Origin of the sequence: Paenibacillus sp. E222 (assembly GCF_013401555.1) — a bacterium.
In the GTDB taxonomy this organism is placed as follows: domain Bacteria; phylum Bacillota; class Bacilli; order Paenibacillales; family Paenibacillaceae; genus Paenibacillus.
The window spans coordinates 1,547,375-1,568,688 of sequence record NZ_CP058552.1; the positions used below are offsets into that span (position 1 = coordinate 1,547,375).

The 21,314-nt window shown below is 47.8% G+C and carries 15 protein-coding genes; 10 read left to right on the forward strand and 5 right to left on the reverse strand.

Going from position 1 to position 21,314, the window contains the following annotated elements; translation table 11 throughout:
• The first annotated feature begins 275 nt into the window (after positions 1-275).
• The 3 genes from HW560_RS06945 (at position 276) to HW560_RS06955 (ending at position 4,463) form a co-directional block, all read left to right on the forward strand.
• Positions 276-1,778: an RICIN domain-containing protein gene (locus tag HW560_RS06945; RefSeq protein ID WP_179262497.1), complete on the forward strand. Its 1,503-nt coding sequence runs from the start codon at positions 276-278 to the stop codon at positions 1,776-1,778.
• Between the two features lie 236 nt (positions 1,779-2,014).
• Entirely contained in the window at positions 2,015-2,800 is a 786-nt protein-coding gene (locus tag HW560_RS06950) for an ABC transporter ATP-binding protein (protein ID WP_090903130.1), read from the forward strand.
• Between the two features lies 1 nt (position 2,801).
• On the forward strand, positions 2,802-4,463 hold the full coding sequence (locus HW560_RS06955; RefSeq protein WP_179262499.1) for a hypothetical protein: 1,662 nt from the start codon (positions 2,802-2,804) through the stop codon (positions 4,461-4,463).
• Between the two features lie 259 nt (positions 4,464-4,722).
• On the opposite strand, the gene HW560_RS06960 is transcribed toward HW560_RS06955, so the two are convergent.
• Positions 4,723-5,898: a Leu/Phe/Val dehydrogenase gene (locus HW560_RS06960; RefSeq protein WP_179262501.1), complete on the reverse strand. Its 1,176-nt coding sequence runs from the start codon at positions 5,896-5,898 to the stop codon at positions 4,723-4,725.
• A gap of 493 nt (positions 5,899-6,391) precedes the next feature.
• Between HW560_RS06960 and HW560_RS06965 the strand changes: the two genes are divergently transcribed.
• On the forward strand, positions 6,392-6,907 hold the full coding sequence (locus HW560_RS06965) for a DUF2179 domain-containing protein (RefSeq protein WP_090903135.1): 516 nt from the start codon (positions 6,392-6,394) through the stop codon (positions 6,905-6,907).
• Positions 6,908-7,177: 270 nt separating this feature from the next.
• Here HW560_RS06965 and HW560_RS06970 read toward each other — a convergent pair whose 3' ends face one another.
• Complete coding sequence (locus tag HW560_RS06970; protein WP_179262503.1) at positions 7,178-9,169, reverse strand: stalk domain-containing protein; 1,992 nt, start codon at positions 9,167-9,169, stop codon at positions 7,178-7,180.
• 350 nt (positions 9,170-9,519) lie between these two features.
• Here HW560_RS06970 and HW560_RS06975 point away from each other — a divergent pair, with 350 nt between their 5' ends.
• A complete protein-coding gene (locus HW560_RS06975) occupies positions 9,520-10,947 on the forward strand; it encodes a pectate lyase family protein (protein ID WP_179262505.1) in 1,428 nt (475 codons plus the stop codon).
• Positions 10,948-11,100: 153 nt separating this feature from the next.
• On the opposite strand, the gene HW560_RS06980 is transcribed toward HW560_RS06975, so the two are convergent.
• The 3 genes from HW560_RS06980 to HW560_RS06990 all read right to left on the reverse strand — a co-directional run bounded on the left by HW560_RS06980 (position 11,101) and on the right by HW560_RS06990 (position 14,677).
• Positions 11,101-12,114: a LacI family DNA-binding transcriptional regulator gene (locus tag HW560_RS06980; RefSeq protein WP_179262507.1), complete on the reverse strand. Its 1,014-nt coding sequence runs from the start codon at positions 12,112-12,114 to the stop codon at positions 11,101-11,103.
• A gap of 203 nt (positions 12,115-12,317) precedes the next feature.
• Positions 12,318-13,502 carry a glycoside hydrolase family 130 protein gene (locus HW560_RS06985; RefSeq protein ID WP_179262509.1) on the reverse strand — a complete coding sequence of 395 codons (1,185 nt, stop codon included), beginning with the start codon at positions 13,500-13,502 and terminating at the stop codon, positions 12,318-12,320.
• Between the two features lie 2 nt (positions 13,503-13,504).
• Positions 13,505-14,677 carry an AGE family epimerase/isomerase gene (locus HW560_RS06990; RefSeq protein WP_373564992.1) on the reverse strand — a complete coding sequence of 391 codons (1,173 nt, stop codon included), beginning with the start codon at positions 14,675-14,677 and terminating at the stop codon, positions 13,505-13,507.
• 232 nt (positions 14,678-14,909) lie between these two features.
• Here HW560_RS06990 and HW560_RS06995 point away from each other — a divergent pair, with 232 nt between their 5' ends.
• The 5 genes from HW560_RS06995 (at position 14,910) to nikA (ending at position 21,248) form a co-directional block, all read left to right on the forward strand.
• Positions 14,910-16,223: an ABC transporter substrate-binding protein gene (locus HW560_RS06995; protein ID WP_179262513.1), complete on the forward strand. Its 1,314-nt coding sequence runs from the start codon at positions 14,910-14,912 to the stop codon at positions 16,221-16,223.
• Positions 16,224-16,471: 248 nt separating this feature from the next.
• A complete protein-coding gene (locus tag HW560_RS07000) occupies positions 16,472-17,359 on the forward strand; it encodes a carbohydrate ABC transporter permease (protein WP_179262515.1) in 888 nt (295 codons plus the stop codon).
• Complete coding sequence (locus HW560_RS07005; protein WP_063567578.1) at positions 17,356-18,195, forward strand: carbohydrate ABC transporter permease; 840 nt, start codon at positions 17,356-17,358, stop codon at positions 18,193-18,195. Before HW560_RS07000 ends, HW560_RS07005 begins: the two co-directional genes overlap by 4 nt.
• A 23-nt stretch (positions 18,196-18,218) precedes the next feature.
• On the forward strand, positions 18,219-19,256 hold the full coding sequence (locus tag HW560_RS07010) for a glycoside hydrolase family 130 protein (RefSeq protein WP_090903149.1): 1,038 nt from the start codon (positions 18,219-18,221) through the stop codon (positions 19,254-19,256).
• Positions 19,257-19,613: 357 nt separating this feature from the next.
• Positions 19,614-21,248, forward strand: coding sequence for a nickel ABC transporter substrate-binding protein (gene nikA, locus HW560_RS07015; protein WP_179262517.1), 1,635 nt, complete (start codon positions 19,614-19,616; stop codon positions 21,246-21,248).
• Positions 21,249-21,314 lie beyond the last annotated feature (66 nt).

Genomic DNA, 21,314 nt, shown 5'->3' on the forward strand with positions numbered 1-21,314 from the left:
TTATAGGGATTTGGCTTATGTATAACAGAGGACGCTTCGGATGAAGCGTCTTTTTGCTGTTCACTCCATAAGTTCAGTGTGTAATCGTACATGTTCCGCCGTATTGTTCACTATTCGAGCAGGAGGAGGGCGGATACAATCGTAATCAGGAGGTGAGTGCCGAGCCAATCTGAGATATAGGTAGTCTATGAAATGCATCATCGATCGGAGGAAGAAGAGACGTATCGATTTTATTGTAAGCGCTTTATAAGTAAATTACGGAGGTGTATCATTCCATGAATGAGAGTTGGTTGGAAAAGAAAACAAATTCACATCGTTTCACTCGTCGTCTATGTTATCTGCTTGCTCTAATCTTGGCGCTGCAATCGCTGGGCATGCTGGTCGCTCCGGGACAACAGGCTTCCGCTGCTCCACTCAGTGTGACCAACGGGGTACAGTTCAAGGATACAAACGGCAATGTCATTCATGCCCATGGGGGCGGGATGATTAAGGCTAACGGGTATTATTACTGGTTTGGGGAGAATCGCAATCCTAATGGGACGTTCAAGGCGGTTTCTGTATACCGCTCAGCAGATCTGAAAAACTGGGAGTATCGCAATGATGTGCTCACCAGCAGCTCGGCTGCCGAGTTGAACATTTCCAACATCGAACGTCCGAAAGTCATCTATAACAGTGCAACAGGTAAGTATGTTCTTTGGATGCATAAGGAAAACGGAGTCGACTATGGTGAAGCCAGAGTGGCTGTAGCCACCTCAAGTACAGTGGATGGCAATTATACGTATGTGGGCAGCTATCGTCCGCTTGGCTATGATTCGAGAGACATGACGGTGTACAACGACAACGGAACGGCTTATCTCATCTCCGCGACCAAAGTGAATGCCGACCTGAATATTTACAAGCTGACTCCTGATTTCCTCGGTGTGGAATCGCTCGTAACGACGCTGTGGCCGGGTCAATATCGTGAGGCGCCTGCCATGTTCAAAAAGGGTGGCGTCTACTTCCTGATCACATCCGGGGCTACGGGATGGAATCCGAATCAGGCCAAATATGCGACCGCTACCAGCATAACGGGCACCTGGAGCGGCCTGAGCAACTTTGGAGATAGTACAACCTACGGTTCCCAATCCGCATACGTGCTTCCGGTCGAAGGCTCACAGACAACATCCTATCTCTATATGGGTGATCGCTGGGCTGGCGCCTGGAGCGGGCCAGTGCAGGATTCCAAGTATGTATGGCTGCCAGTGTCTTTCCCAAGTGCAACCAGTCTGGCGATGAACTGGGCAAGCACGGTTATCATTGATGCAGCCACGGGTTCCGTAACCGGAGTGGATACGCCCGATGTCTGGGACCCGAACGCCTCGTATCAGTTGATTAGTCGCAAAAGCAATAAATTGCTTAGTGTCATCGGAGGTTCTGCGGATAATGGTGCGGATCTGGAGCAGCGGGCAGACGGCGGCACAACCAGCCAGCAGTGGCAGATCACGGATGCAGGTGGTGGTTATGTCAAAATCATTAATCGTTCCAGCGGCAAGCTGATCGGTGTAGAAAATGGTTCCACAGCGGATGGAGCTGTTATCGAGCAGTGGAACGATGGCGGCTGGGCCAGTCAGCAATGGCAGTTGGTTAGTGTGGGCGGTGGTTATTATAAATTGAAAAACCGCAGCACAGGCAAGGTGCTTGATATTTCAGGACAATCTCTGGCAGACGGCGCTGCTGCAATCCAGTGGACCGATAATGGCGGTACGAATCAACACTTCCAGATTGTTAAGGTTCAATAAGAGTTTATGTTAAGGTGAGAGATTATTCATCGAGATGATCTTGTGAAGCCCTTGTCCGGCACCTCTAGGTGAGACAAGGGTTTTTTCGTGTGTTCACCCCTGTTACGTGAATAATGATACTGAGAAGATATCCAGATGATTTCATGTGTTGCAATGTATTTCCGATCATGAACATCCCAATCTGTGGTAAACTAGTAGAATTGTAGAAATAATAGAGACAGGGGCTGGATAACGAAGTGAGTGAAAAACAAGTACTGTCAATTGAAGGCTTGCGTATGCGGTATAACGGGCGTTATGTGCTCAATGGGATTGATCTGGAAGTGAATCGGGGGGAGATGATCGGATACATCGGTCCGAACGGCGCGGGTAAAAGCACAACGGTCAAGATTTTGCTCGGACTGGTTGAGGGGTATGTGGGTACGGTCCGCATCTTTGGCAAGGATATCGCGGATGGTGACGCGGAATATAAGCGCAGAATCGGTTATGTACCGGAAGTCGCGGAGCTATACGAGCAATTAACCCCGGCAGAGTATCTGACCTTTATAGGAGAATTGTACGGGCTGTCCTATGAAGATGCCGATTATAAGGCAAAGCGGTTAATGGACTGTTTTGGACTGGAAAAATCATATCATTCCCGCATTGCTTCCTTCTCCAAAGGCATGCGTCAGAAGGTGCTGCTGATCTCCGCGCTGCTGCATGACCCGGATTTGTTGTTCCTGGATGAACCGCTCAGCGGTCTGGATGCCAACAGTGTAATGGTGGTAAAGGAGATTTTGACACAGCTGTCGGCCAAAGGCACAACCATATTCTATTCGTCACACATCATGGATGTGGTGGAGAAGATCAGCAGCCGAATCGTTCTGATTGCCGAAGGACGTGTGATGGCTGATGGTACGTTCAGGCAGCTTCAGCAGCAATCCATGGAAGGCTCACTAGAGGAAGTATTCAATCAACTGACGGGCTTCAATGAGCATCGAGCAATTGCAGAACGCTTCGTGTCCATCGTGCAGGAGGTGTACTGATATGGCGGAATCCTCCGACTTCCGCACGCTGAAGATTCTGGATCGTTTTCGGTCTGTCATCGTCAAAACAGGGGCGGATTATGATGTATTGCGTTTGATTCTACGGGTGAAGTTCCAGATGGATCAGCGGAGGGTGCCAACGGTATTGTCAGCGCGCAATGGCAATAAGGAGCAGAAAGAAGGCAACCTGTATCTGCGTTCCCTCTGGTTGTATGCACTGATGGGGCTGATTATGGTTCCGTTTGTTGTCTGGGATACGGGACATTATATGCTCCAGATGGGTCTAGTGACTGCCATGCTGATGTTTATGATCATGACCTCCATGATCTCCGACTTTTCTTCGGTGCTGCTCGATATTCGGGATCGTAATATTATCATGACCAAGCCGGTAAATGGACGCACTGTTGGCTTGGCCCGTGCCATCCACGCAGGAGTTTATCTGCTGCTGCTGACAGGCTCCCTGACGGCTGCACCGCTGATAGCGGGATTGATTACCCACGGAATCGGCTTTTTCCTGCTTTTTCTGGTGGAACTGATTCTGATTAATATGTTAATTCTGGTGACCACGTCCCTGATCTATCTATTCATGATGAAGTTTCTGGATGGGGAGAAACTGAAGGACATGATCAATATGGTGCAGATTCTGCTCTCCATCGGGATCGCTGCAGGTTATCAGCTGGTCATACGTTCATTTAGTATCATCGATTTTAATATGGTGTTCACACCTGCCTGGTGGCAGTTGCTGCTGCCTCCGGTATGGTATGCAGCAGCATTTGAGCTGCTGTTCGGCGGCGAGGGAAATGCCTGGCTGTATACTTTCTCGGCGCTTGCTGTGATCGTTCCGCTGGTCAGTTTGTTGGTGTACGTGAAGCTTATGCCTTCGTTCGAATTGTATTTGGAGAAAATGGCACACGCAGGTCAGGCCTCTGGACGAAGACGTGGGGGTTGGGATCGCATCATGGCGAAGGTATTCTCCCGTTCCAGAGAGGAGCAAGCGTGCTTTCGTTTATCTGCCAGTATGATGCGAAGTGAAAGGGAGTTTAAGCTGAAGGTATACCCTTCAGTTGGTTTAGCTTTTGTATTGCCCTATGTATTCTGGTTCACCCAATTGCAGAGTTCTTCGTGGGCAGAATTCAGGGAAAGCTCCTTCTTTTACACGCTATATATTGTGCTCTTGCTGATTGTCTCAGTTGTGACTATGCTGAAGTATTCCGGGCAATACAAGGCGTTCTGGACTTTCCGGGCAGCCCCTCTGGCCAACGAGAATCTGCTATATAGTGGAGCGCTGAAAGCTTTCTTATGCAATATGTTTCTGCCCGTATTTATATTGAACGCTATCGTATTTGTGTGGACCTTCGGGTTAAGAATTCTTCCTGATCTAATCATTATATTTTTGGTGGCAACTGCACTTATTCCGCTGTCTGGAAAGCTGTTGATGCGAAAACCGCCGTTCTCCCAATCCTTTAGTGTGGCCGGGCAGAGTGATGGCTGGCTCATCTTTGCCTTCTTTCCGCTCATGGGTTTGTTATGGGGATTACATGTATTTATCCGCACCCTACCAGCAGGCATCTGGATCTATGTAGCGCTCCTGGTCGTGATCAATATGCTGTTCTGGGCGATGCTGCATCGGGTGAAGCGGGCCTCTGTAACGGTTGAAGGGTAAGGCGGACGGTAGCAGATTGAGATTGAATGTGAAGTGTAGTAGATGTGTATGTGAAGAAAAGTGGCTTAAAGCCTAAAGCCAATCCGGTTTTGATGACCTGGATTGGCTTTTTGCGTTATTTCCCATTTTTTATGTGACTCGCTGAATTTTAAAAATGGAGAAAATAAATGATAGGGCGAACGGTAACAGAGATCTCGATTCTGGAGCCCTTATAAGATTAGAAGATTGAATTAGTGTGCTAAATCGGTAGCATTGGTTGTTAAGCATGGGGGTTTCCGCTTTGCAGGACAGCCACTGCCAGCTGATCGGCTGCATCCGCCGTGGAGAGGGCAGACTGCGCTGCTATCGCATAGACCTTGGACAGCGTGCCCGCAATCCCCGCCACCTTTTGGCGGATCAGGTCGGGCCCTGCGCCTTCCAGCTCGTAGGCGGTGCTGATGATTCCGCCTGCGTTGAGCACATAGTCAGGCGCGTACAGGATGCCGCGCGCCTGCATGCGGCGAACAACCAGCTCCCGATGGCTGAGCTGGTTGTTCGCCGCCCCGGCAACGATGGAGCAGCGCAGCTCCTCCACCGTTGCCGGGGTCAATACGCCCCCTAGGGCACAGGGGGCGAACACCTTGCAGTCAGCGGCGTGAATATGGGCCGGATCGGCCGAGGTGGCGCCGCTGAACTGCAGAAGGGCACGTTGTACACGCTCCGGTACAACGTCTGCCACGATGAGCCGTGCCCCAACTGCATGCAGGTGACGGCACAGGGCATACCCAACCTTGCCCAGTCCCTGGACAGCAATGGGAATGCCCTGTAATGTGGCGATGCCTTGATGACTTAGCGAGGTCACGATGCCGGTGTACACACCGTAAGCGGTCATCTCGGCGGTGAAGTCATCCTGTGCGCCCAGTGATCCGGTCATATCGGTCACATAGGAAGTCTCCAATCCGATCTGATCCATGTCAGTGGACGTGGTGCCTAGATCAAGACCGGTAATATAGCGACCGTTCAGTCGTTCAAGAAAACGTCCAAGGGCTCGAAAGATATGGGCTCGCCCTGTGTTGGTGTTGGGAATGGTGAGTTGATGGGAACTAGAATCGGAATCCACGACGTTCTTAATGGGGAATGAAGAACTAGCTTGGGATTTAGGCTGTGCAGGGGAAGTGTTTACCTTCCACTCCGTGGGGATATTCCAGACAACCGCTTTCCCGCCGCCATAAGGCAGACCGGAAACGGCTGATTTATAGGTCATACCTCTAGCAAGCTGCATAGCATCGCGGATTGCATCCTCTTCTGAGGCGTATGCCCAGCAGCGACATCCTCCGAGCGCTGGCCCGAGTGCCGTACTATGAATTGCGACCACTGCTTTCAGCCCGCTACTTGGGTCGTGACAAAATAGGAGTTCTTCCATCCCTTCCTGCTCCATCTCCTGCCATAGCTGCATGGATGCTCCCCCCTTTTTGATGTATCATTGATGGGTATCGATTGTTCGCATGGTGTATCCCATGGTGTTCGGCGATTACTAATGCTTCAGCATATTCAACGATAGAGCCTTTCGCCCCTAGGTCTGTTACCGGGTTGATAATCGCAGTAAACAATTCTATAATGGCAGTTCTGGCACCATATCGATTGCAAGTAGACCGTTTAAAATCACACCATAACGTCCAATGATGAAGATAAGAATTAATAATACTTGGTTAGTCTGAGAGCAAACGGAAGATCAGGAACTTAGGCTGGCAGTAACAGGTCTGATCATTAGGACGTGTCTCAAAACTTGCTGAAGTGTATCTTTCACCGCCTTTTCGCCCCTTGCTGCGTCAGTCTCCCTTGATGTGCCTCGGCACGCCTGCGGAAAACTTCCTGACTTGGAACGGAAATTCGGCAAAATCTGCGTCCTGCGGAGTTTTCAGACACGCCCTAGGAAAGAGGGATGCAAATTGTTTAAAATACTCGTGTTTATTTTTCTGATTCAAATTGTTTACGTATCGGCGTACACGCTGCGTATGATACTGACGCTTAAAGGTCAGAAATACATCGCCGCACTGATCAGTACGGGGGAGATTGTGATCTATGTACTCGGATTGAACTTGGTGCTGAGCTATCTGGATCAGACGGTTGCACTCATTGTTTATGCAGTAGGATATGGACTTGGTGTGTTACTAGGTGCTTGGATTGAGGAGAAGATTGCGCTTGGCTATGTTACGGTGAAGGTGATCTGTAATCAGATGGATGGCAATGTCGCCAATTCTCTGCGGGACAAAGGATATGGCGTTACCGCATGGGTAGGCAGTGGGCGCGATGGGGACAGACTGGTGATGGAGATTTTGGCGAAACGCAAAAACCAAAAGCTGCTCTACCAGACGATTCTCGGGTTAGACCCCAAAGCCTTCGTTATTACGGTGGAGCCAAAACAATTCCATGGTGGCTTCTGGACACGTTCTATTAAGCGATAACTTGTAATGATGCAACATGGTAGAATCAAAAAACTCGCCAATGACTTTTCTGGCATCGTTATATTGCATAGTCACTTCTTTAATTTTTTGAATAAGATACACTATTTATCACACCTGTAGGTTATATGTTATGGTTAATGTACCACTTCAGGGTGCATTTATAACCATAAATTTGTGTGCTACCATAACCGCGAACAAAAAGGAATCCCGGCACATCATGTCCGGGATTCCGTTTCATTTATGAATGGGAGAGATCGCACAGCTAACGTATCACTTGTTCAGCGAGAGTACCGAAGCATCTTTGATATCATAGAGAACTCCGTCAGGGGTACTTTTAACGAGTTGGATAATCTGTCTGTAGGCATCACCGTCTGATGGGGCGATGGCATCAAATACAATCTCGTCTGCTTTCAGTTTATCAGCTATTTCTTTAATGCTAAAGGAAGACAAGGGGAGTGACTCATGGACAGGGGCATCGGTAATGAATATAATCCGTTTGGCGTTGTCGCTGCTGAACTCCGAGAGCTTATTAGTAGCTAAGTTAATAGCCTCCAGTCCCGATTCTCTTATATCCCCTCCGCCAGAAGCCACCAATGTATTCAAATCCCCCTTTAACTTATCTTTATCCTGGGTAAAATCAAAGAACTTCAAATTGTAATCGCCATTTCTGTAAATGTTAATGTCCCGATAGGTGATAACCGCAAAATTCGAACCGGCAGGTACGGAATCAACGAAGCTCTTAACCGTTTCTTTGATATAGTCGATTACTTCACCCATACTGGCCGTCACGTCTATAACAAATATAATATCAGACGGAGTATTAATTCCCTTCGATATATTATTTAAAATAGGCGAGGTACTTGAAGACCCAGATTCTGTTGTTTTTGTTGCTCCCGAAGCCGGTTCTTCGCTTTCAGCAGATGTAGGAATGGATGGCTTATTTAGAAAAATGGTAACCGAACCAGCTTCTCCGTGCCACTCTACTTCTCCTCCGAATGCTTCACTGACGAACCGTAGTGGCACCATGGTTACGCCGTTAATGATCTGTGGTTTTGCACTTAAGGTTACAGCGACACCGTTAATGTAGGCAATTTTAGAGCCGATCGTCAGCACGATAGTCCGGCCTTCTCTAATTGCCGTAACCGTTTGAGTGGAACTGTTCCATTTAACATCGGCTCCCAACGATTCGAAGATTCCTCGAAGCGGCACGAGCACACTCCCCTTGAAATTAGTCGGGGGTTGCTTGTAAACCTGCTTCTCACCTTCAATAAACACCTGAATATTCGTAGGCTCATGGTTGATTATAACGAATTGAGGAATAGAAGCAGACAATTCACCTGACTGATTGGCCGATTTTAGGTAAAAATAATATCCGCCTGTTGGAAGCCCCATCTTTCTTAGTGAGAAACTGAAGGTCTTTCCTGGCTCAATCTTTATTTGCCTAACCACTTGCCCGCTTGCATTTTTCACCATTAAATAGGAGGTGTACCCGGAAACGGAGGCCGATTCAGACAGTTTGATGGTAATGGTATTGCCTGATCTGATCGTAATACTGCCGGGATAGCGCTCTCCTGTTGGAATTTGAACAAGAGGCTCCGATGGTTTGTTTGGAGTTGGACTCGGACTCGGACTCTCAATCACTTCTTCGGAAGGAGAGGGTTTACTGGAAATAGAAGCCTTAGGGATATAGAAATAGACTTTGGCACCGGAGTGCGGAACCTGCTGTTTTTCGGATAGGGTTACGGTATTCGTTGTTGCGTTGAAGGTAAATCGGGACGTGGCTACCTTCGTTAGGTCAATGGAAAGACTGATCTGTTTGGTTGAATTTAGCGTATAGTTTAACGACACTGGAAAATTCCGTGTGGAGCCATCTCCCTCAGGCAAGGCAAAACCCATATTGGCACCTTCTTCCCACTCAAATCCGGGAATAATGCCGTATTTAATATGAATCTCGGCACCTCTGTCGGGAGCTTTATTGAAGGTGATGCTATAGTTGGCATAATCCACAACATAGTCCTTGGAGTCCACTTCTATCGCATTGACATACAAGCGCAAAGTGGTATTGGATGCGGTCAACTTGTTCTTCGTTGTAAATCCGAAGACGCGGTTTTCTCCATCACCATCTTTTAGAATATTGATTAAATCATCGTGCTCCCTGAATTCAAGGGAATCAGCAGCGTGCACAATTACGCTGTGAAGGCCCAAATTGCCAAAAATAAAAATAGAAATAAACGATATCAAGAGCATCTTTCTAAACTTCATCTGTTTCACTCCATTTTATGTAACTTATAGATAAGTCAGCGGCTGTTTGTCCTATTAATACACTCTATCCACAATGTGGAATTGCCTGCTGCTCTCTTACTTTATCACAGGAAGTAGGACTTAACTATATATATCGGAAATGTAGTCATCCTGAAACCAAGTTAAACCTATACGATTCATAGTTGATTACAGTATAACCTCTTACCAGATTTGGTTTTTCCACATGGATGTGAGATTAAGATTATTGTTGTAATCGCTTTCAAAATATACAGTGAGGACATGTCCTTCATGACACGGTATGGCAGCGAGGGACGAGCCTTATCAATTATGAAATGGGAGGAATGAATGGGATGAAAACAAAATTAAGAAGCTGGTGCAGTGCAGCCGTGGCTGTAACGTTGGGGATCACACTAATGTCGGGTCCTGCAAGTGTGCAGGCAGCAGGGAATGCAGATTACAATCTCACGGGATTCTCCCAAGGTAACACGGGCGGTGGCATCATCAGTGAGTCGAACACGTCCACGTATAAGAAGGTATACAATGCGACTGACCTGGCACTGGCGTTGAAGAAGAACTCCGGCGTCAAAGTGGTGGAGATTATGAATGATTTGAATCTAGGGTGGAACGAAATTCCGAGTGCCGCGCAGACATCACCTTTTGCCAAACACAATGATGCCTTAACGCATCCTGTATTGAAACAGACTGGCGTAAGCAAGATTACAATTGACGGTTTTAATGGACTCACTATTTTCTCCGCTAACGGTTCCAAAATCAAACATGCTGCCATTAGCGTGAAACGAAGCTCCAACGTCATTATCCGTAACCTCGAATTTGATGAGCTCTGGGAGTGGGATGAATCCACCAAGGGTGATTATGATAAGAACGACTGGGATTACATCACTCTGGAGGAGAGCAGCGGTGTGTGGATTGATCACTGTACATTTAACAAAGCCTATGACGGACTCGTTGATTCGAAAAAAGGAACAAGCGGCGTGACCATCTCCTGGTCTACCTTCAAGGGCGATGACGGCAGCTCAAACAGCTGGGTTACCCAGCAGGTTAACGAGTTGGAAGCGAACAAGGCTTCCTATCCAATGTACAACTACCTGCGCAGCAGCGCGGTTGGGCTCAGCAAAGCCGATATCATTGCCATTTCATCTCCTCAGAAAAAAGGTCATCTGGTAGGTTCGACCAGCTTCGAATCGGCCAATGCCAATCTGTCCATAACCCTGCACCATAACTTGTACAAAGATATCCAGGATCGCATGCCGCGTCTGCGCGGAGGCAATGCGCATGCCTACAATATTGTGATGGATGCGACAGGGGCGCGTGCAGCCAAATCCAGAATCACTTCTGCGATGGCAGCGGCGATTTCGTCCAAAGGGTATCATTTTGATATCATCAGCAACGGAGCGATTTCCACTGAAGATGGTGCAGTGCTGGTCGAAAAATCCGTGATCAAGGACGTACTGTTCCCGGTCCGCAATAACCAGACCGATCCGGCCGATGCAACGTATACAGGTAAAATTCAGGTGAATGACACGATGTATTCTCTGGATGGAAGCTCATTCCGTGGAAACAGTGATGCATCCGGCAGTCCGCTCAGCCCGGTTCCGGCCGCAGTGAAAGCTTTCTCCTGGAACGGATTCTCGACACTTCCTTACAGCTACACTACCGATGATCCAGCGACGCTGAATGCACGCCTCACCGGTTCAAGCGGAGCAGGTGCAGGCAAATTATCCTGGTCCAAAGACAACTGGCTGAAGACGAGCTACTAGGCTAGGCAGCAACAGGATCCGGGTGTTGAAACGAATGGCTGTGCCTACAAGGATTTTAAGCCACGTTATCGTTTTTTCATAAGCAAAGAGTGCTCCTGCAGCCGTAATGGCCGGGAGCACTCTTTTTGTGGAACGGAGAGTCTTCGTTCCTTTTTAGTTAGATTCGTCATCCGAAAGTGCAGGTGCAGCACTCACGGAATCACGATAAATGATATTGCCCTTCACGTGTACGCGGCCGAAGCTGCGACTCGGGTTATCAATCTTTTTGAGCATGGAATGAACCGCAGTACGCGCCATCTGTTCCACATCGACCTCAACCGTCGTTAATTTGGGCTCGGAGAGTGTGGCATAGATATCATTATCGAACCCAACCACAGAGCATTGTGCAGGCACCTGAATACCCAGTGAAGTCAGTTTTTGAACAAGCAGATGGGCCACCTGATCACAGTTGCATACAAAAGCCGTAGGCAGCTGCTCTGGCAGATCAATTTCAATAAACGTACCTCGCTCATCGCGGTCATTAAGCACGAGATCCGGATTCATCGGCAACCGATGCTCCAGCAATGATTTGTAATAACCGAGGAACCGGTCCTGAATGCTGCTTGTCGAATAGAGATTCCCCACATAAGCGATGTGGCGGTGTCCCTGCTGTACCAGAACGTTTGTCAGCTCATAGGCAGCGTAAAAGTTATCGGTTACGACAGAGTCGATATCAGAATGCTCATCGTAGAAATCGAGAAACATTTTAGGTACCTCCATCGACTGGACCAGCTCGATATATTCCTTGCTGACTTGTCCAAGCACAATGAAACCATCCACTTTGTTGTCACTATAGAGCTTTGGCAGGATTAATTCCTCTTCATCCTCCACATTCAGAATATGCAGAATGCCGTAGTATCCCTGATCCTCCAGATGTTTGGTGATGCGCTGGAATACACGTACATAGAACGATTGTGTAGGTCCGGTAAACCGCTCCGGGATAATAACACCAATATTATGAGTTAAGCCTTCCTTCATCGAACGAGCCGCGGCGTTATACCGATAGCCCATCTGAACGGCAAGCACTTTAATTTTTTCCTTCAATTCGCCACTGACGCCATCTTTGTCGTTTAATGCTTTCGAGACCGTCACACTGCTAACTCCGAGCTTGTCGGCGATATCCCGCATGGTGATATTGTTCTTCAGCTTTGGTCGCCTCCTTCAAGCCGGTTTACGTACAATGTGCTGTCATTATGGTTAACGCTTCCTTCAAACATAACAACAATCCATATTAGTATACATCGTTACCTACATGGAATAAAGAAATTCTGGTTAGCGCTGCGCTAATTTTTCAGCATGCTGCATTTTCCGCCTGAACGCTGATCGTCGGTTTATACCAATTGCTTTTGGAGAAGCTTCTCATTCCGCTCAATCAGGTCACTGCGCTGGCTGGCGCAATCCAGGGAACGATACGGATCGGCCGGGGTATTGAAGGTGTAATCAATCAATTGATCAAGCGTTGTGGCCGCCACATGACAGCGCGTATCGCTGGATGCATAATAAATGAAAACCTCACCCTGTTCGTTGACCACTGCACCGTTGCAAAAGATAACATTGGACACATCGCCCACACGCTCGTCGTCATAAGGAGCAATGAAATGCCCACCCGGCTTGGCGATGATGCATGCGGGATCATTCAGATCCGTAGCGAACGTGTACAGCACATAACGAAGGCCCGCTGCCGTATTGCGAACCCCGTGGGCAATGTGAATCCAGCCGCGATCCGTTTTGAGCGGAGCAGGGCCCTGGCCATTTTTCACTTCGTATACAGTATGGTATTTCCGTTCATCGATGATTGTCTCTTCCTCAATCACTGGATTCAGGATATCATCGCACAGACCAAAGGCAATCCCGCCACCGCTGCCTGTGGAGATGAATCCGTCTTGTGGACGGGTGTAGAAGGCATATTTACCCTTTACAAATTCGGGGTGCAGTACAACATTTCGCTGTTGAGGGGAGTTGGTCTTGATGTTGGGTAGACGCTCCCAGCTGACCAGATCACGTGTCCGCACAAGCCCAGCCTGGGCTACGGCACTGGATGTATCAAATGCCGGAGCTCCCGGGTCTTTGCGCTCCGAGCAGTAGATGCCATAAATCCAGCCATCTTCATGCTGAACCAATCGCATATCATACTGGTTGGTTTCGTCAGCATCGATATCTTCCCACACTAATGGTTTGCCTGTGAAGCGAAATCCGTCGATGCCGTTATCACTTTCAGCTAGAGCGAAGAAGGATTTACGGTCTAATCCTTCGGTACGGATGACCACCACGTATTTGCCATTGAAATAGATGGCGCCCGGATTAAGCGTAGCGTTAATGCCCAGACGCTCCATGAAGTGGGGATTCGTCGTTTCGTCCAGATCAAATCTCCAGTGCAGCGGTACATGATGGCGCGTGATTACCGGATAACGGTACCGATCATATACGCCGTTGTAGAAGGAAGGATCAATTTCATTTTGGCGTGTAAGCAGCTGCTCCTGTTGCTCCAACAATTCATTGTATTTGGGGTGTATCATCACTATCCCATCCTCTCCATTAGTTCAATACAAAACCTGCTGTTGTGATACGGGCATTTCCAAGGTCCGGCGATTTCGCTTTGATCCGGCGTGCCGTCCCCGTCTACCGACCAGTACCATTCCCCGCCAGCTCGGTGATCGACAATATGTTCCTTCGTATAGGTCCACAAGCGTTCTACTCTCTCCAAAAACAAAGGGTCACCTGTACGCTCATAAGCATTATAAAATCCGACCATTGCCTCGGCCTGAACCCACCATATTCGCTTCTCATCCACATGATCGCCCTCTTGTTCATTCATCAGGGAGCCATCGTCCTGTACTGCCACATTGGAAATGTTATAGGCAATATCCGTAACCATCGCGGAATACTCCGGGTGTTGGTCCAAGCCCAGCACTTTTAACGTTTCGTCTATCAGCCAGCTGGCCTCAATGTCATGCCCGAATGAGCGCAGATCGATGATGGATTGCCAATCCTTGTTGAAAAATACACCGAGAAACTTTGTGTCCTTGTCATACACTCGTTCATATAAGATGCCGAGCAGGCGTTCCAGCGCCGTCTTCACCTGCGGATCTGGCCACACTCGGTAGAGCGTGGTATAGGCCTCCAACACGTGAATATGCGTATTCATCGTGTAATCCGCAATCACACCATTTTCGCTCAGCATTTCATTGGGTTGTTCCTTCCAAAGGCGGTCAAATTGTTCCTTATATGCAGGTAGTTCGGCATTCAGCCCTCGATCCTCAATCAGAGCAAAAAGCGTTTTCGCAAGTTCCAAAGCAGCTGCATCCCCGGTGGCACGATAGTACTCACTCAATGAGTAGACGCCGAAGGATTGCGTATACACATGTTTGCTTGTGTCCATTGGTTCTCCATTGGCGTGGACCATCCAGTACATGCCGCCATATTCCGTATCCATCACATGATCCACAAGGAAACGGTAAGCATGTTCAGCGTGATCACGCCAGATTTCATTTCCGGTTACCCGGTAGGCAGCTGCAAAGGACCATAATTGTCGTGCCGTGGCGATTCCGCCTTTGGGAGCGAGTGGATCGACCTGAAGGTCATTGCCAACCCAACCATAGAATCCGCCGTTGTTATGATCTTTGAGGGCAGACCAGAATGGCAGAATATGACCTTCCCAGTGTTCTTTTATTTCAGTTTTGATGTCATTGATGTGAGTCATAAGTGAGCGCTCCTTCAAAGTGCAGGGATAAAGTTTAATTAAGTTAACGTTAACTTTATTTTATAATACTAGTGTCGGGAAAAAGCATTGTCAACGCGTCCGGGGATAAAAACTTGTTGTTAAGTAATAAATAATTTAATTGACAGGTAAGCGTTACCATAATAAAATTCATTTTGTAACCTTAACGATAACTTAAATTAACTTAAGAAAGGGGTCAAATCAATTGAATAAAAACAAAGGTTGGATGGTGCTGCTCACCATGCTGCTCATCACTTCTCTGCTCGCAGCATGCTCTTCTGGAGGTGGATCCTCGCAGGCAGGAGAGGAAATCAGTACAGATCCTGCAGATATCAAGGGCGAGATCACCGTTCTCACGCAGCGTACAGATATTGTTGATACGGTATTTAAAGACTATGCTGTGGAGTTCAATAAAGAATACCCGGATGTCAAAGTAAACTTCCAGGCGCTGGCTGACTATGAGGGACAAGTGAAGATTCGTATGAGCACCAAAGATTATGGTGACGTGCTGATGATCCCCACCAGCGTACCGATTGCGGACATTCCGGACTTTTTCGAACCGTTGGGCACGTACGATGAGTTGAAAGATAAGTACACAGCCATTGAAGAGCGTATGGTTGACGGCCAAGTCTATGGTATTCCAACCGTTATCACGTTCTCCGGCATCATCTATAACAAGCAGGTGTTCAAGGATGCTGGCATTGCGGAAGTTCCCAAAACACCTGAGCAATTTCAGGCTGCACTCCAACTGGTGAAAGACAATACAGCCGCCATTCCACTGTACACCAACTATGCCTCCGGTTGGGCTTTGACACAATGGGAAGCAGATCTGCCGACGGTTGCAGGCAGTGTGGACTACGTAAACATTGATCAACCGAACACGGATGAAAACTTTGTGGCTGGCAAGCCGCACTATGAATTATACAAAGTGCTTTATGATGCAGCCAAGAATGGCCTGATTGAGAAAGATCCGACCACAACCGACTGGGAAAGCTCCAAGGCTGATCTGGCGAACGGGAAAATTGCAACGATGGCACTTGGATCATGGGCAATTACCCAAATTCAAGGCTTGACGGATACACCAGATAATATCGGATTCTTGCCATTTCCTACGAATGCAAGTGATGTGGTCGTTCCGCTCGCAGCAGACTACAACATCGGCATGAACGTGAACAGCGAGAACAAACCTGCTGCTAAAGCTTGGATTGACTGGTTCCTGGCGAAATCGAATTACGCGGTTGAGCAAGGCGGGGGCATGAGCGCAGACAAAAATGCGGAATTGCCACCGATTTTGGATCAATACAAAGACGTTACATTCTCCACACTGACTCCTGCCAAAGAAGGACAGGAAGGTCTGGTTGACAAAATCGACAACGAAGGCGAGATTGGCCTCTGGCAGCCTGACTTCAAGAAACGCATTATCGAAGCTGCCATCGGTAATCGCAGCGAATCGTACGACGACATTATGAAGGATCTGAATGACAAATGGGTTAAAGCACGGACAGAACTGACGAAATAAGCAGATTATGGGTATACATCGATCTGTAAAGGTGCTACCAGTGTCCGACCACCGCTGAAATGATGCCAGGCAGAACGCCCTGGCTGAGGGGAGAGAATTTCTCTTTTGGTACGGTATTTTGCATCTGGATGCAGGAAAAATCAGATGTAAAATGCCACCTTTGGTGGTTGATTATTTAACATCATTTGTGATTTGGACTGGAGTCTTTCGATATAAAAGCGGCAGAACCGCTTGGAGGTGTGGAGAGCATGAAATACTTGAAGATTTCGAACTGGGGCTACTCAGCGCAACGCATATTTATCATCTGTGCCTTCTCGATCATTCCACTGGCACTGCTGTTCACGTTTGCTTATTTACCTGTCATTAACATGTTCCAATACAGCTTCACCGATTGGAACGGATACAGCAAAAGGTTTGACTATGTCGGATTTGAAAACTACACGCGGATATTCAGTGACCCTGAATATTTTAAAGTGTTTATTGTCAGTTTGTATTATTTTGTAGCCACATTCGTACAAATGGGTCTGGCCCTCTACTTTGCAACAATTCTGAGCTTCAAAATCCGCGGCAAAAACTTTTTCAAAGGCATATTGTTTTTCCCCTATCTGCTGAATGGCGTAGCCATCGGATTTATCTTCCTCTTTTTCTTCAAACCGGATGGTACCCTCGATACACTCATGCAGGCCGTAGGGCTTGGACAATACACTCAGCTCTGGCTTGGGAATCCGAATATTATTAACGTGTCGCTCGCAGGCGCATCGGTATGGAGATACATGGGCTTTAACTTCATCATCTTCCTGGGTGCGATCTCTTCCATCCAAAAAGATGTCTATGAAGCGTCAGATATTGACGGGGCCAATCGCTGGCAGCAGTTCCGCCATATCATCCTGCCGAGCATTACGCGCATCCTGCAGCTCAACCTGATTTTGGCGATTAGCGGCGCAATCAGTGCGTTCGATATTCCATATATTATGACCGATGGTTCCAACGGTAGTGAGACATTTGTCATCCAGACGGTTCACCTCGCATTCAAATACGGCAAGCTGGGCTTGGCATCGGCAATGGCTGTTGTGCTGCTGTTTATCGTCATTCTTGTTACGCTGGTTCAGCGTGTCACCATGAAAGGGGAGGAATGAACGTGCAACCATTCAAATACACTCTTGCGAGCATATTTAAATATGCTTCACTCATTCTCGCAGCGTTCATTGCACTTGTACCCATCGTTGTGGTGCTGTTTGCATCACTCAAAACCAATGCAGAGTACGCGACCAGCAGTCCGCTTGCCCCACCAGCCAACTGGCTGAACTTTGCAAACTATACCAAGGCTTTTGTGGACGGCAACATGCTGGTCGGTTTTAAAAATACGATTATCATCCTGATCATCTCCATCGTGGGTGCCACTTTAACGGGTTCCATGATTGCGTATGTGCTTGATCGGTTCAAATTCAAAGGCAAAAAGATCATGGTCGCCGCATTTCTGCTCGCTACCCTCATTCCAAGTGTGACGACGCAAGTCGCTACATTCCAGATCATCAATGCGCTCGACCTGTTCAATACCCGTTGGGCAGCCATTGTGATGTACCTCGGTACAGATATCATCGCGGTATATATCTTCCTGCAATTTCTGGGTTCCATCTCAAACGCATTGGATGAATCCGCCATGCTGGATGGCGCTTCCTACTTCACGATCTATTGGAGAATCATTCTGCCACTCCTGAAACCGGCGATTGTAACGGTCATTATCGTGAAGGGTGTCAACATCTACAACGATTTTTACACACCATTCCTGTACATGCCCAAGACAGACTTGCAGGTCATATCCACGGCTCTTTTCAAATTCAAGGGGCCGTTCGGATCACAGTGGGAAGTCATCAGCGCCGGCATCATGATCGCCATCATTCCAACGATGATCATCTTCCTGCTGCTACAGAAGTACATCTACAACGGCTTCGCACAAGGCTCTGTTAAATAAAAAACGAAGGGAGAAATGAAACGATGACAGTTGTTGGTACGAAAAACGTACACATTGTTGGAGATGCATTGCCGAATATGCCTTGGGAGGATAAACCGGAGGGAACGGAAGGTCCAGTATGGAGACACTCCGCCAACCCGATTGTGCCGCGTAACCCGATCAAAGGAGTTGCCCGTATTTTCAACAGTGCAGTGATTCCTTATGAAGGGAAATTCATCGGAGTATTCCGCGCAGAAACGATCAATGGCCGCCCACACCTGCACATGGGATCGAGTGAGGATGGTCTGGAGTGGAAAATTGAAGAGGAACGTATTACTTTTGTGGATGAGAAGGGCGATCCCTTCATGCCGAACTATGCATACGACCCACGTCTGGTGAAAGTGGAAGATACGTATTACATCATCTGGTGTACCGATTTCTACGGTGCTGCGCTGGGTCTGGCAAAGACCGAGGATTTCAAAACGTTTGTCCGTCTCGAAAACCCGATGCTGCCGTTTAACCGTAATGGCGTGTTGTTCCCGCGCAAAATGAATGATAACTATGTGATGTTGTCCAGACCAAGCGACAGTGGACATACGCCGTTCGGGGATATTTTTCTGAGCGAAAGTCCGGATCTCGTGTACTGGGGCAAGCACCGTCATGTCATGAGCAAAGGCGGTCAGGGCTGGTGGCAGTCGGTCAAAATTGGCGGCGGTCCGGCACCGATCGAAACGTCCGAAGGCTGGCTGATGTTCTACCACGGCGTAACCGGGACTTGTAATGGTTTTGTCTACAGCATGGGTGTGGTCATTCTGGATCTGGAGGAGCCATCGAAAGTAAAATATCGTTCCTCCAACTTTGTACTGACACCGGAAAAGTGGTACGAGGAGCAAGGGTTTGTAGACAATGTCGTCTTCCCGTGCGCCACATTGCATGATGCAGAGACCGGACGGATTGCCATCTATTATGGTGCAGCCGACACATACGTTGGAGTAGCTTATACCACTGTCGAAGAGATCGTGAACTACGTCATTGAGACCGACGAAGTCATTGCAGGAGACCGTGAGGAAGGCAAGCTGTAATGCATATCGAGCATTAAGGAATTTACATTTGACTGGATGTGTGGAAGGGGAGATTTTGAGATGTTCATTGCAGGGACGGATACAAAGTTGACGGTAAACCTGCTGAGCAGGTGATTTGCCAGTTCTATGAGTGCATTTAAGTAGAAGTTTAAACGCAAGTCAGGAGACATATCTGAATATGAATCTCAATCAGGTCAAGAAGCCCGTCCTCCCGCCTGCAGGAAGGGTTTTTTGGCTGTTTTAATAAACCACATATACAATATCGAATTTTGTTGACAAAAGAAGGACTCCTGCCTATTCTTAATGGATGAATATGATAATCATTATCATGAAATAGAGAAAAGGGGTTCTACATCCATGTCTGTACAACATCGCAAATCTTCGGCCCTCACGCTGGCAACGATGCTCTTGTTGCTATTCGTTATCGTGGGCTGCAGCAATACAGGAAGTGGAGATGAATCCTCATCTGCTGCTTCGGATCAAACGTCTACGAAGTCGATTACGATGTCATGGCCACGTGATATCGGTACAATGAATCCGCACACGTACAATCCTTCGCAATTATTTGCCCAATCCATGCTCTATGAGCCGCTAATCAGTTACCAGAAGGACGGAAAACTGGAACCTGCGCTGGCAGAATCATGGACCATCTCCGATGACGGCAAGGTATATACATTCAAGCTTCGCCAAGGTGTGAAATTTTCAGATGGTACGCCATTTAATGCTGAGATCGTGAAAAAGAATTTTGATGCTGTGATGAAAAATAAAGACACACATAGCTGGCTGGGCATTGTAGGCGTGCTCGACAAGACGGAGGTTGTGGATGACCAGACTTTCCGACTGACACTCACAGAGCCATATTATCCTGTTCTTCAGGACTTGTCGGTGGTTCGTCCTTTCCGCTTCCTGGGTGAAGCTGGATTCCCGGATGATGGAGATACTTCCCAAGGTATCAAAGAGCCGATTGGAACAGGCCCGTGGATGCTGGCTGATTACAAGCAGGACGAATATGCTGTTTTCAAACGTAACCCGAATTATTGGGGAACAGCACCAAAGGTAGATCAGATTACGGTCAAAATCATTCCTGACGGTGAAACCCGTGTCCTTGCTTTTGAAAAAGGCGATCTCGACCTGATCTACGGGGAAGGTGTGATCAGTCTGGATGCATTCCAACAGCTTCGTGACAACGATGAATATGTGACCCAATTGTCTGATCCGGTGGGCACACGCAGTCTGCTGCTGAACTCATCCAATCCAAAGTTATCCGATGTCAGAGTACGGATGGCGCTCCAGCAAGGGTTTAACAAACAAGCGATGGTTGAAGGCGTCACTTCCGGTTTGGAAGAACCAGCCGATACGGTATTATCCAAAAACTACCCGTACACTAATGTAAACCTGGAACCGATCACGTATGATGTGGAGAAATCCAAAGATTTACTGGATGAAGCGGGCTGGAAGCTACCGGCTGGTGGTACGGTTCGTGAGAAAGACGGTCAGCAGCTTGATTTCGAGATGATTTTTGACAAAACGGACCCGATTCAGAAAGCGATGGCTGAGACCATTCAGGCTGAGTGGAGCGAGCTGGGGGTTAAAGTAAACCTCACTGGACTGGAACTTACGGTACAGATCAAACGTTTGAAAGCTAATGATTTCGACCTGTATTTCTGGTACAACTATGGTGCTCCGTATGATCCACATTCCTTCATTAACGTTGTAGCGAGCCCTGGATTCGGGATTTCCGAGACCCTGAGTGCGCTGCCGATGAAAAAGGAACTGGACGAGCAGGTGCATGCAGCACTGTCATCTACAGACGAGACGAAACGCCAGGAGTTATATGGCTCTATCCTGAAAACACTTCAGGAGCAATCGGCGATCGTACCCATCTCTTATATTAAGAAAACAGCTGTATATCAGAAGAAAATCTCCAACTTTATTTTCCCGGCGAACCGTGATGAAAATCCGTTTGTGGGCATTGAATTAGGCAATCAATAAGAAGTAGCAATTACTTTAATTTTGGAAGTGGTAAGGCCTTGGTAAGGTCATGTAGCTTGATAAAGG